The following is an 11,637-nucleotide window of genomic DNA, read 5'->3' on the forward strand; positions in this document are numbered from 1 at the left end:
TATCAGTTATCAGTTATCAGTTATCAGTTATCAGTTATCAGTTATCAGTTATCAGTTATCAGTTATCAGTTATCAGGAACAGGGGGAGATGAGGAAGATGGGGGAGATGGGGGAGATGGGGGAGATGGGGAAGATGGGGAAGATGGGGGAGATGGGGAAGATGGGGGAGATGGGGGAGATGGGTAAGAAAAAATTAAATGAGAGCTAGCCAAGCAGTATTGCGTAGCATGGTACGTCTGTCATGGCACATCTGGAAGGGAGAATTTAGAAAAGTTAAACTCGAATTTGTATAAAGACCTCTCTCGTCTCATAATTCATGGCTATTGCTTCTCAATCTCCCTCATCAACGGATCACGCTCTCAACGAAACCTCTGTATTTGATGTCATCGTCATTGGTTCTGGTATTGGCGGACTCGTGACGGCGACTCAGCTAGCGGCTAAGGGTGCTAAGGTGCTGGTACTGGAACGCTATCTGATTCCGGGTGGTAGTGCTGGATACTTTGAACGCGAGGGCTATCGATTCGATGTTGGCGCGTCGATGATTTTTGGTTTGGGTACTGAAGGAACCACCAATCTATTGACCAAAGCCTTAGACGCGGTAAATGTTGGTGTGGAAACGATTCCCGATGAGGTTCAGATTCACTATCATTTACCCGAAGGATTAGAACTGAAGGTTCATCGAGAGTATGAGAAATTCTTACAAGAATTGACGGAAAAATTTCCCCATGAACGACGGGGAATTCGTCAATTTTATGATGAATGCTGGAAGGTATTTAATTGTCTCAACGCGATGGAATTGCTGTCTCTAGAAGAACCTCGCTATCTGATGCGGGTGTTTTTTCAGCATCCTTTGGCTTGTTTAGGATTGGTGAAATATTTGCCCCAGAATGCTGGAGATATTGCCCGTCGCTATATTCATGACCCTCAGTTACTCCAGTTTATTGATATGGAATGTTACTGTTGGTCAGTTGTACCTGCTGATAAGACACCCATGATTAATGCGGGGATGGTGTTTTCTGACCGCCATTATGGGGGAATTAATTATCCCAAAGGGGGTGTGGGTGAAATTGCCCAGAAATTGGTTGATGGATTGGAAAAAGCTGGGGGACAGATTCGCTATTCAGCAAGGGTCAGCGAAATTTTAACCGAAAAGGGCAAAGCTGTGGGTGTACGGTTAGCCACTGGGGAAGAGTATCGGGCAAAGCGAGTGGTTTCTAATGCAACGCGCTGGGATACGTTTGAGAAATTACTGCCCTCAGAACAGATGCCTGCAAGTGAGAAAAAGTGGCAGCAGCGGTATCAGAAATCACCCAGTTTTTTGAGTTTGCATTTAGGGGTTGAGGAAAAGGTTTTCCCGCTCGGAACAGAATGTCACCATATTTTATTGGAAGAATGGGACAAGATGGAGGAGGCTGAGGGAACAATTTTTGTGTCTATTCCCACGTTACTTGACCCGGACTTAGCGCCGGAAGGCTATCATATCATGCATACCTTTACGCCCAGTTGGATGGAGGATTGGCAGGGATTATCGGCTAAGGAGTATGAGGATAAAAAGGAAGAAGCGGCTGGGCGAATTATTGAACGATTGGAGGCAATTTTCCCTGGTTTAGATGCAGGATTGGATTATATGGAAGTGGGAACCGCCCGCAGTCATCGGCGGTTTTTGGGGCGTGAGGGTGGCACCTATGGACCGATTCCGCGCCGCAAGTTAAGGGGGTTATTGGGGATGCCGTTTAATCGGACTGCGATTCCGGGATTATATTGTGTGGGGGATAGTACGTTTCCGGGACAAGGGTTGAATGCAGTAGCCTTTTCTGGGTTTGCTTGCGCCCATCGGGTGGCGGTGGATTTGGGATTGTAAGCTCGCATTTTGCATCATTTTCAACCATAAAGTTGTAGGCGAATTGTAGGGTGCGTTAGCGAAGCGTAACGCACCATTACTGAACTTTGTTAAGTTAAGCTTTCATGCATTTAAATTGGGAATGGGTAGCGAGCAAGATGCTCGCACTACAAAGATTATATCCCTTATTGACACTAAGGTTTAAATGCTGAACATTGATTCAAAATCAGCCTTTTTTGTAAAATTTTGATGTTACAGATCACTTGTATTTACAAAATGATTGCAATGTGTGTTAACCTTGGGCTGTTAAGATTTAAGCAGGAGATTTCAGCCAGGGAGAGTTCACCATGAGTTTAGTGATTTCCGATGACCTAGTCAAAGCTAGTGGCTTTTCTGAAAATGAGCTATTGTTGGAAATTGTGCTGATGTTATTTCAGCAAGATAAAATTAGTTTGGGGAAAGCCAGTGAGTTATTGGGATTGCATCGGATGCAGTTTCAACAACTCATTTCTGAACGGGGTATTTGCGTTCATTATGATATTGATGAGTTTCAGGAAGACCTCAAAACCTTAGAGGAAACGGAGTGTTCATGATTTTTGTCAGCAACACTTCACCTATTTCCAATTTGGCGAAGGTCGGGCAACTCAGCCTAATGCCTCAGCTTTATGGCAGAATTTTAATTCCCTGTGCGGTGCATGAGGAATTATTGGATTTTAGGGCTAGGGATACTGTGATTACAGGAGTGCGATCGGCAACTTGGATAGGCATTCAATCCGTACAAAATCAAATTTTGTTCAATAATTTTAAAAAGGGTTTAGCGAGCGCTAAACCAAAAATTTAACCGTAAAATATTGAGTCTAATTTCATTCCATTAAACCTATTGTAACAGGATGCAAAAACTAATTCTGACACCAACTACAATTTAGATTACTCCAACACACCTTAGCATTTTCATAAGCTTTTTTCAATGAACCTTGATGTTCCCATTTACCCAAACTTTTGCGTACTATGTCACAAGGATATATATCGAGTTCCGGAGAAATAACTAAAAATATAATACCTGCCAGACAATCAATATGTGTTCGGGACATTTCAAAGCCACTTGTGTCCTTATCTTCTATGATGCGACCACGTAGTTTTTCTTGTTGAAAGATATCTTTTGTAATGGGCAAATACTTAGTCTCGAATTCTCTCTTTTGATTGGTAGACAATTCCAGTTCATTGCATTTTTGCACAGCCATTAAATTAAATCTATCAGTGTAATTTTTGAAAAAATTAACAATATTTGGAATTTGCATATAGTTATATTTGCTAATTACAATACCTACCGATGGCGCTCTATGTCTATCCTGAACTTGTTCACACAAATTTAAAAAACCTTTTAATGATTTATCAAAGTCACGACGAGTTTTTTCATGTATTTCTTTATTATGCCCATCAAAGCTGACTTGCATATTTGAAATTACATCCAAAGCACTTAACTGATTTGCTTTTTTCTTTGTAATTAATGTTGCATTGGTTACTATTGATATACCAAAACCTAGGTTTTTAATTTTTGATATCATTTTCATAATATCTTTATGTATGAATGGCTCACCTCCACTAATGCAAATTTCAAAAATAGACATTTTTTTTGCTTCTTCAACAATTTCATTAAATATTTCTAGTGAAATCTCAGCATATTCTAGTGAGCTTGATTGATTAAAACAGTATTTACAATTTAAAGTACATTTATGAGTAATCTCAATGTCAAGGTGCAAAGGGGCTTGAAAATTGACAGCTTCAAAATTATGTAACATTTTAATTTATGCCAATTGAAATAAAGCACACTGAATTTATCATGCAAGTAAATAAATTTTTATGGTGTTTTGCTTATACCATAAAAATTTATTTATGAATCTTTGTTTACTTCTTGTTACCAAGCAGTTTCTTTAAAGATACTTCATTCATAAGCCAAACTACTCCTTCTGGATCTTGTACCACATAAGTATCATCCGACTCTTTGCGCCATCTAATGAATGGTTGATTTTCTGAACTATGAAACATATTCCTTTTCCATTTACCACTCCACTTAGACCAACTAGCACCTGATTTAGGTTCAGAATGATATACGGAAGGTAAAAGTTTTACTGATAGTGATTGAGTATTTTCATGTTGGCTCGCATTACTTGACACGAAATAATCTTCCATATCTATACTCCGTGAAAATCAATATTAACAGTCTTAGTGAATCATCAAGATTGCATCTACTATTGTTAGTGTTTCACCCTAATTTTTATTTGCCAACCCCTTAAAAGTGGCATTTAGGGAGGTATTTTCGAGGGGGTTTTAAAATCAAAAATGGTAAAATATGCGATTTTGTGGTCAAAAAGATAAAAATGTGGCAAAATGTGGGGTAAGAGAAAAAATAATAATTTAAATAATAATTTAGTGGAGCAGCTATGGGGATTCAGGAAGCGTTGCAGTGGACAGATCGCCTGCTTCTGGCGGCTACGGGAAAACATTTAGATACACTGCAACGCGCCATCTTGGAGGGAACATGGCAAGGTAAAGGATATAAGGAAATCGCTGAAGAATACCACTGTACGAGCGATCATGTCAGGAAATCAGCGTCCGACTTATGGAAACTGCTGTCAGAACTGCTGGAAGAAGACGTAAAAAAGAAGAATGTGCGATCGCTCATCGAAAACCGAATATTCTCTTATCACAACGATGGCGTACATATTGGCGATCACATAAATAATGTCTGTAGCGATTTATACAACGAGCCAACCACCTCAACCAACCGATCGCCCACTAGCAGCGAGTCAGACACCTTACCCCGCCACGATCTCAGCCAAGCCCCCGAATACGATCGCCTCCATACCCGTCACGACGAACTCACCACCCTCAAACACTGGATACTCAGCGAACACAGCCGCATCATCACCCTCACCGGATTATCAGGAATTGGCAAAACCGCCCTCGCCCGACAACTCGTCGAACAGATAAAAGACCACTTTACTCACATCCTCTGGTGCAACCATCGCAAATTCCCCAACCTGGAAACCCTGCAAAACCACATCCGCCAGTTTCTCGCTGCAACCCCCACCCCGAAAGCATCGCTCCTAGACCATCTGAGACATCACCGTTGCTTGATCGTCTTAGACAACCTCCAAGAGGCTCTAACCCCCGGTGAATTTGTCGGAACCTACCGTCGAGAGTATCAAGGCTATGGTCAACTCATTGATGAACTCGGGAGATTCTCTCACCAAAGTTGTTTTCTACTGCTGAGTTGGGAACAACCCCTCGAAATCGCCGCCTTAGAAAGTGAAACCCGCTACTGTAAAACCCTCCCTGTTCAAGGGTTTCCTCAACTCGCCAACCAAATCCTCCGCGATCGCCAACTCAAAGACCCCAACACCTGGCCAGAACTCACTCAGCTTTATAACAACAATCCCTTGTGGCTAAACCTTACCGCTTCAACAATTCTCGATTTATTCAACGGTAGCGTTCAGCAATTCCTCTCCTATCCCACTCTCTTTTTAGGAGACTTAGAAGCCGTCCTCAAGCTCCATTACCAACGCCTTGGGAACGCCGAAAAAACCCTGCTGCATTGGTTAGCCAACCAAGACTCCCCAGTCAACCTCAACCAGAAACCCCCCAATCTCCTCTCAGATCGAGAGTTTCTCAAAGCCATCCAATCTCTCAAACGACGCAGTTTATTAGAACCCTCATCCAATTTAAGCCTACAGCCCGTCATTCGACAATACATCCGCAGTAACTATTCAGGTGGGGAAGGCTTGACAAACGAGCCAAGAGCCGTAGCGTAGAATTATGGACATCAAGCTGCCAGCCATCCCCAAAGACCCAGAAGCCCTGCAGCAACTCTCCAAATCGGAGTTGGTGACGTTAGTGCTGCAACAACAAGCCCTTCTAGAACAGTTACTTCTTTGTTCATCCATAGCCGCGCACCGGGTCGGGGATACCACCCCGATTTTACCCCATCCCCGCAACTGAGAAACCGGGTTTCTTTCTTGAATTTTTGAGAAACAGAGATACTGCTAGAAACCCATTTTCTTTCCCCACACCCCAGACTCAGCTTTCTATCATTCCCCAGCAGCCGCTAAAACCTCTCTATATAAATTTGGACTAATCCGAAAATTAGCCTCAGATATTAAATTATCCATAATCGGTTTAATCTGAGTAATCAAACCCCGACGCTTTGCCACTAGCAAAATCCCCAATAATCCCGTAATCGATAACCCCAAATCAATTGCTTGCCTTCGTCCTAACCGTTCATCAATCAATAATTCTTCTGCATTCACTTCCAATGCCAAAGCAATTGCCTCTGATTCTCCTCGATCTAAATGACGTTCAGTTTGTAGAACGTTTACCAGTTGTTGATTAGTGGGTTGGCGAACCTCAATCCAATCAAGACCCAACACATCTGTGATGCGCGGGTCATCTTCTCCTCCTCGCTGTAATTCATGCCAAACCCCCGAAGGAATCAATACCCGTCCGTAGAGTTGTTCTAATAATCCAAGATAACCGACGATCGCCAACCCACTTAAAGGAGAAGTATCACTCACAACAATCATAGCCATCCCTTAGCCGTTAAATGCTGTATATCCTCCTGCAACTCCTCCACATCATAATGAATATTGATACCCCTATCTGATAGAAATTTTTGAAATCTAACCTGAGAGATATTCAGTAACTCTGCTGCCTTACCCAAACTAATTTTTTCTTGCTGAAACAGCAATAATACCAACTCGATAATCAACTCTTGTTCAGAGAGTCCACTAGCTTTAACAATGTCTTCGGAAATCACTATGCTCATAATCTTGCTCTTACCTCAAAATCAGTAATTTTTCGCCTTAGCTTGACCCTCACTCGTGGCTAGTCCAGATGTTTGACTGTTGAAATATTTTCCCACCTCCTACGCCACATTCCCCACAAACTGCGCTTGGTTATCTTGTCCCTCTTCCTGCAACTGTGCCGCCACCAACTCGCACACCTGCACAAATCCCTCATCCAGCTACTCCAGATGACGGTTGAGGATTTGCGGTTCCTCCCCACTGGGACAGGCGAGGAGTTCTTGAATCAGAGAGAGATAAGCCTGCGATCGTTCTTCATTCATAGCCGCAAGGTCAAAACAGCACCCCCATCCCCGGAGATAACAAGATAACATCTGGGCTGGGCAACCACAAGGGATTGCCCCGACGGTTAGGGGGTCAACTTTCTATCAACTTGGCGGATTCCCTCAAATCCTGAAATTCCCAATTTGCCAACCCTTAAAACTACGGGTATCTTAGAAGAATTGAAGCTAGTCAACCTCTCACCACAGCGAATCAAACGTCAGTCGGGGCGGGTTTAGTCTCATCTGGGTGCAACGGAAAAGATAGTAGTAAAACCCGCCCCTACAGAATTTTCTAAGGAGAACCACCAAATCCGCCAACTGATGAGCGTGCGATCGCGCTGTGCGTGGTGCTATTATGTGATCGCTCCCTTCGGAATGGTGGTGTCCCCCGTGGCTGTCCCACTTTGATGCGATCGCGTTTCTCCTACACTACAAGAATTTCTGCCAATTATTCACAAGCGTCAGGTGAAGCCGATTATACTTATCGTTCTCTTTGCTACGCTTCCAGTTTTCAATTATTCAAGTAGAAATAGGACATAATGCATGAATGACTCACAGGAAACACCAGGCTAATTGACAAATCAATCGAGAATATGGCGGCAAAAGACCTTTTTCACCAATCAGTCAGACGCGGGTTAGAGAAAGAAGAGTGGATGATTACCGACGATCCACTGGAACTGGAATGGGAAGAGGTCAAGGTTAAAATTGATTTGGCAGCCGAGCGGTTGATTGCAGCACAACGAGGTGGAGAAAAGATTGCTGTTGAAATTAAAAGCTTTATCGGAACTTCATTAATCAGTGATTTCCATACCGCTTTGGGTCAATTCCTCAACTATAAAATTATGCTGGATGTTAAGCAACCTGATCGCTTGCTCTACCTGGCAGTTCCCCTAGAAACTTATGAAACCTTTTTTCAAAGTAAATTTGCTCAGGTAGCCATAGAGCGCTATCAACTCAAACTCATTATTTACGAACCTGTAACTGAGGAGATTGTGCAATGGATAAGCTAGAACATTATCGCTACTGTATTCAAACTCTTTTAGAAAAACACAGCCAGTATAAATCCCGTGATCAAGATGTAGAAAGTCAGCTATTCTTTGACTCAGTGCGAGATCATTATCAATTCATGCGAGTAGGTTGGAACGGCTTAAAGCGAGTCTATCACACTGTCCTGCACTTTGATATTAAAGATGGCAAGATTTGGCTACAGCAAAACACCACTGACGTTGATGTAGGTCAAGAATTGCAGGAAATGGGCATCCCTAAAGAAGACATCGTATTAGGGTTACATCCGCCCTACAAACGCCCTTATACTGGGTATGGCGTTGCTTAGGCTTCAAACTGTCATGCCACTATCCACATTGGTATCCATTCAGTGGTGATTCATGGAGTCAAACAGATAGTTAATCTAACGGATGAACGTCAGTTTATAGGGTAAAACCTTTTCATATCTAACTTCCAGAAGCCAAAGGTAACGTCTCCACCTGGGTGATCATATCCAATAATGAAAGCCCCAAACTCTTATTCAACGCCACGTTACTCTCAGGACAACTGTGCTGCATCAAACAGCGAGGACAACCCTCATCGCAGTCACACCCTTGGGCTAACACCTTGGCTTTAAATGCAAAGTCCCAGAAACGATGAAAAATAGCCTCAGATACCCCATTTCCCCCTGGTGTTGTATCAAACCAATACCCAATTGTGGGTAAGGTTTGCTGACGGTTGGGTTTGTCAACGATTAGACTATTCACCTCCTGAGTCTCGCTCAGAATTAACAAGGGTACAGCTAAATTAATTTGGTGAGTGAGAGAATGTAACGCAATCTGTTCTGGCGGACAAAACCAAAGACATTTATAGTCACTAGGAATATCTTCCCCATACTGCTGAATCACTTTTTGTTTAACGCCTTTAACCTGTTGAGTCAAATAGTCCTTAATGGGTTGGTTAACTTCGATTTGCAGTACAGGTGCTTCAAGTCGGGTTAAATAAGGCTCCTCAAAATTCACCGTTTTAATCCGTTTCTGGATTTCAGCAAACCGCGTCTTGCGCCGACAGTCTGGACATTGAGCTTCTTTAACTGGCTTATGATATTGCCGACATTGGAAATTTTTGCAGGTTTTGTCGTATTCTAGACTGTAGAGTGTATATCCAGTAACATAATCAGTAATTTCTCCCCAACCCAGAATTAAGCGTATTCGTCCTTCCGGAATTATTGTCTCCAGAATCTTCGGTTCGGCTAAGTGAGATTTAAGTTCAATCTCGGTTTCTTGCTCCGCACGAGTTAACTGCTTAGGATCTTTGTCTAGAGGTTTTAAAATTGCCTTTTGGTTCTGCAAATCAAGGTTTTGACAAGAATACCAAACCCGCTCACCCCAGGACGACTGATGCTGATAAATTGCCTGGGGAAACACTTCTCGTTGGGCGTGCTTTTCATCCAATTCTTCAAATTCTTCCCCCGTATCTTGATCTACTAATGTCACCGTCCAATGGTTAGTTCCTCGCATTTGTACCTCTTTATGAGGGTAAGGTTTCGTCCACAAATGCTGGTTGCGAGAGAGGGATAACTGCTTTTGATTTATCAACTGAATGGCAATGTCTGCGGCTGGCTGACTAAAATACTGATGAAATTTCTCCAAAGGAATACCACTCTCACAAGCCCCACAGAGTAAATGCTGTTTGAGGAAGACTTGATAGTCGGGATTACACACCGCACTTTCCACCTCACCCCTTAGCAATAAATCCGGGTTATTCCCATAAAAATAATCCAAGGCGTTTTGAGCAATGGGCAGAAAAATAACTAAACCTGGGCTTTTCCGCCCCGCCCTTCCTTGACGTTGACGTAACTGCATGAGTGAACCGGGATAACCGCGCAGTAAGCAACAATCCAGTTCCGGAATATCAATCCCTGCTTCTAAGGCTGACGTTGCCAGAATAACGCTAATTTCTCCTGCACTCAATTGCTGAATAATTTGGCGACGATGATGGGGCTTCAGCGAACCGTAGAATATCCTAACCTGGGATTTGAGATAGCCTTGTCCCCGTTGTTCTAGATTTTCTTGGATCTGATTTAATAGAGATTTTAGAGAAATGCGACTATTACAAAAAACAATCCCCTTGAGTCCTTGATCTAACCAAGATAGGACAATCGCACAAGACTCAATATTGGCATACTTAGATGGGGCTAAACAGAGAGTTGTCCGCGCCGCCGTTGCTGCACCACTGTTTTCTATGAGGTATAGATTTCCCTGTCTTCCACTAAATGTTTCTGCTAATTCGCCGGGATTGCCAATCGTCGCCGTGGCAAAGATATGTTGTAATCGAGTGGAATCTCCCCCACTTTGATCGATCGCTAATCGCAACCGTCGCATTAAATTGGCAAAGTGGGCGCCAAAACTACCGCGATAGGTATGGGCTTCATCAATGACTAAGTAACGGAGATTAGCCAGAAACCATTGCCAAGATTGCCATTGCGGTTTAAAAGCTTTAAAGAGTTGATGGTGGAGTAAATCAGGGGTGATACAAACAATTTGCGGCGATTGTTCCAATAATTTAATCCGTTCAGCCATGGGAACATCTCCCGTCAGCATCACCACATTAATCCGCTGGAACTTCGGCATATTGTCAATAATGTCGTGAATTTGCCGCAACTGATCCACCGCCAACGCCTTCAAGGGAAAAATAAATAGGGCGGTGGCGTGGGGATTGCTCAGACAGGTTTCCAGAATTGGGAGAAGAAACGCCAGAGTTTTGCCACTGGCTGTCGGGGTGGAGAGTAAAATATCTCCCCCTTGACGCAACGCCTGTAATGAGGCGTACTGATGAGACCACAAAGAGTTGATGCCAATGGTCATTAAAGCATAGCGGAGAACTGGGGGCAAATCCTGGGGTAAGGGTTTCGCCTCCTCCTGGGAAGCGGGGGTAATTTCTAAGGCGGTTAACTTTTCTGCATCTAGTAGGCTTTGAGCGATCGCACGAAATGCAGGCGGTTGAATTGCGGCTATTTCGGCTTCACTGACTTGGAGGGTTCCCAACTCCGACAACGGAGGGGTTAGGGATAAAGCAGAATGGCTGGCTTCAATCAACTCATGGTGTCGAATTTCCTGGTAGGCGTGTTCCAGATACACTTCTACCTTGGCTCGTTGATCGGGAAACGCAGCCCAGGTGTAGACAGCTAAAGTGGCTTCAAATCGTTGAATGGCTTGGCGTAGGTTCCTGACGCGATCGCCCCTACTCCGCTCTAGGTAAATTAACCCCAAATCATAATGATTTTGCGCCCAATCCAGGGGAGCATCTGTCTGAGTAAAAACCTGAGCGGCAATTTCGTAGCCAATGCGGACAATTTCCAGATTATCCGTGCGATCGCCCCCAGGAAACTGGTTAATCAACTGACTAATCCCCCGTAGGCGTCTGGCTATATCCGGCTTGTGATAATCGTCTAGTTCAGCCAAAGTCGCGATCGCCCATTCTTGCAGCACAAGGGCAAACGTCTCATTCAGCTTATCTGTGTTCTCCGCCAGGATTGTATGCACCACGGATACATCATTGTTGCTGTTTAAACTAACCAACAACAATTGGTAGAGAAACGTCTTCTGGGTTTCCCAATTTGGATCAGCCATGCTCTAAGCCACCATTCTGCTAGCGCGTTATTCCGATCACGTTCGCTTGTTCAATCATT

At 43.5% G+C, this 11,637-nt stretch carries 12 protein-coding genes and 2 pseudogenes; 8 read left to right on the top strand and 6 right to left on the bottom strand.

Annotated elements, in window-relative coordinates:
* The 4 genes and pseudogenes from ACLGGO_RS07040 to ACLGGO_RS07055 form a co-directional block, all read left to right on the top strand.
* Positions 1-186: pseudogene (locus tag ACLGGO_RS07040) on the top strand (hypothetical protein); the annotation flags it as partial.
* A gap of 130 nt (positions 187-316) precedes the next feature.
* Positions 317-1,861, top strand: coding sequence for a carotenoid isomerase (gene crtH / locus ACLGGO_RS07045; RefSeq protein ID WP_446418770.1), 1,545 nt, complete (start codon positions 317-319; stop codon positions 1,859-1,861).
* Between the two features lie 326 nt (positions 1,862-2,187).
* A complete protein-coding gene (locus tag ACLGGO_RS07050; protein WP_446353033.1) occupies positions 2,188-2,433 on the top strand; it encodes a UPF0175 family protein in 246 nt (81 codons plus the stop codon).
* On the top strand, positions 2,430-2,681 hold the full coding sequence (locus ACLGGO_RS07055; RefSeq protein ID WP_446418771.1) for a hypothetical protein: 252 nt from the start codon (positions 2,430-2,432) through the stop codon (positions 2,679-2,681). The genes ACLGGO_RS07050 and ACLGGO_RS07055 overlap by 4 nt, the downstream gene beginning before the upstream one ends.
* A gap of 58 nt (positions 2,682-2,739) precedes the next feature.
* Here ACLGGO_RS07055 and ACLGGO_RS07060 read toward each other — a convergent pair whose 3' ends face one another.
* Both ACLGGO_RS07060 and ACLGGO_RS07065 read right to left on the bottom strand, forming a co-directional pair.
* On the bottom strand, positions 2,740-3,639 hold the full coding sequence (locus tag ACLGGO_RS07060) for a radical SAM protein (RefSeq protein WP_446418772.1): 900 nt from the start codon (positions 3,637-3,639) through the stop codon (positions 2,740-2,742).
* Positions 3,640-3,745: 106 nt separating this feature from the next.
* Complete coding sequence (locus tag ACLGGO_RS07065) at positions 3,746-4,030, bottom strand: hypothetical protein (RefSeq protein ID WP_446418773.1); 285 nt, start codon at positions 4,028-4,030, stop codon at positions 3,746-3,748.
* Positions 4,031-4,281: 251 nt separating this feature from the next.
* Between ACLGGO_RS07065 and ACLGGO_RS07070 the strand changes: the two genes are divergently transcribed.
* Together ACLGGO_RS07070 and ACLGGO_RS07075 are read left to right on the top strand one after the other, a co-directional pair.
* Positions 4,282-5,652, top strand: a complete 1,371-nt coding sequence (locus ACLGGO_RS07070) for an AAA family ATPase (protein WP_446418774.1) — start codon at positions 4,282-4,284, stop codon at positions 5,650-5,652.
* A gap of 4 nt (positions 5,653-5,656) precedes the next feature.
* Complete coding sequence (locus ACLGGO_RS07075) at positions 5,657-5,839, top strand: hypothetical protein (RefSeq protein WP_446418775.1); 183 nt, start codon at positions 5,657-5,659, stop codon at positions 5,837-5,839.
* Between the two features lie 89 nt (positions 5,840-5,928).
* On the opposite strand, the gene ACLGGO_RS07080 is transcribed toward ACLGGO_RS07075, so the two are convergent.
* From ACLGGO_RS07080 to ACLGGO_RS07090, 3 genes and pseudogenes are all read right to left on the bottom strand, one after another.
* The gene (locus ACLGGO_RS07080) at positions 5,929-6,420 is read right to left on the bottom strand and encodes a DUF3368 domain-containing protein (RefSeq protein ID WP_446418832.1); all 492 of its coding nucleotides are present in this window, start codon (positions 6,418-6,420) and stop codon (positions 5,929-5,931) included.
* Positions 6,417-6,662, bottom strand: a complete 246-nt coding sequence (locus ACLGGO_RS07085; RefSeq protein WP_446418776.1) for a UPF0175 family protein — start codon at positions 6,660-6,662, stop codon at positions 6,417-6,419. The genes ACLGGO_RS07080 and ACLGGO_RS07085 overlap by 4 nt, the downstream gene beginning before the upstream one ends.
* Positions 6,663-6,764: 102 nt before the next feature.
* Positions 6,765-6,962: pseudogene (locus ACLGGO_RS07090) on the bottom strand (hypothetical protein); the annotation flags it as partial.
* Positions 6,963-7,555: 593 nt separating this feature from the next.
* On the opposite strand from ACLGGO_RS07090, the gene ACLGGO_RS07095 reads away from it, so the two are divergent.
* Positions 7,556-7,972, top strand: a complete 417-nt coding sequence (locus ACLGGO_RS07095; RefSeq protein WP_446418777.1) for a XisH family protein — start codon at positions 7,556-7,558, stop codon at positions 7,970-7,972.
* Entirely contained in the window at positions 7,960-8,295 is a 336-nt protein-coding gene (locus tag ACLGGO_RS07100; protein ID WP_446418778.1) for an element excision factor XisI family protein, read from the top strand. Before ACLGGO_RS07095 ends, ACLGGO_RS07100 begins: the two co-directional genes overlap by 13 nt.
* 118 nt (positions 8,296-8,413) lie before the next feature.
* On the opposite strand, the gene ACLGGO_RS07105 is transcribed toward ACLGGO_RS07100, so the two are convergent.
* On the bottom strand, positions 8,414-11,578 hold the full coding sequence (locus tag ACLGGO_RS07105) for a DEAD/DEAH box helicase (protein WP_446418779.1): 3,165 nt from the start codon (positions 11,576-11,578) through the stop codon (positions 8,414-8,416).
* Between the last annotated feature and the right edge of the window lie 59 nt (positions 11,579-11,637).

This window comes from Coleofasciculus sp. (genome assembly GCF_046565525.1).
Taxonomy (GTDB): Bacteria; Cyanobacteriota; Cyanobacteriia; order Cyanobacteriales; family Coleofasciculaceae; genus Coleofasciculus.

Excerpts from the sequence above, each read along its gene's own strand:
- crtH (WP_446418770.1), top strand. The coding sequence starts at position 317 with ATGGCTATTGCTTCTCAATCTCCCTCATCAACGGATCACGCTCTCAAC.
- ACLGGO_RS07050 (WP_446353033.1), top strand. The coding sequence starts at position 2,188 with ATGAGTTTAGTGATTTCCGATGACCTAGTCAAAGCTAGTGGCTTTTCT.
- ACLGGO_RS07055 (WP_446418771.1), top strand. The coding sequence starts at position 2,430 with ATGATTTTTGTCAGCAACACTTCACCTATTTCCAATTTGGCGAAGGTC.
- ACLGGO_RS07060 (WP_446418772.1), bottom strand. The coding sequence starts at position 3,639 with ATGTTACATAATTTTGAAGCTGTCAATTTTCAAGCCCCTTTGCACCTT.
- ACLGGO_RS07065 (WP_446418773.1), bottom strand. The coding sequence starts at position 4,030 with ATGGAAGATTATTTCGTGTCAAGTAATGCGAGCCAACATGAAAATACT.
- ACLGGO_RS07070 (WP_446418774.1), top strand. The coding sequence starts at position 4,282 with ATGGGGATTCAGGAAGCGTTGCAGTGGACAGATCGCCTGCTTCTGGCG.
- ACLGGO_RS07075 (WP_446418775.1), top strand. The coding sequence starts at position 5,657 with ATGGACATCAAGCTGCCAGCCATCCCCAAAGACCCAGAAGCCCTGCAG.
- ACLGGO_RS07080 (WP_446418832.1), bottom strand. The coding sequence starts at position 6,420 with ATGATTGTTGTGAGTGATACTTCTCCTTTAAGTGGGTTGGCGATCGTC.
- ACLGGO_RS07085 (WP_446418776.1), bottom strand. The coding sequence starts at position 6,662 with ATGAGCATAGTGATTTCCGAAGACATTGTTAAAGCTAGTGGACTCTCT.
- ACLGGO_RS07095 (WP_446418777.1), top strand. The coding sequence starts at position 7,556 with ATGGCGGCAAAAGACCTTTTTCACCAATCAGTCAGACGCGGGTTAGAG.
- ACLGGO_RS07100 (WP_446418778.1), top strand. The coding sequence starts at position 7,960 with ATGGATAAGCTAGAACATTATCGCTACTGTATTCAAACTCTTTTAGAA.
- ACLGGO_RS07105 (WP_446418779.1), bottom strand. The coding sequence starts at position 11,578 with ATGGCTGATCCAAATTGGGAAACCCAGAAGACGTTTCTCTACCAATTG.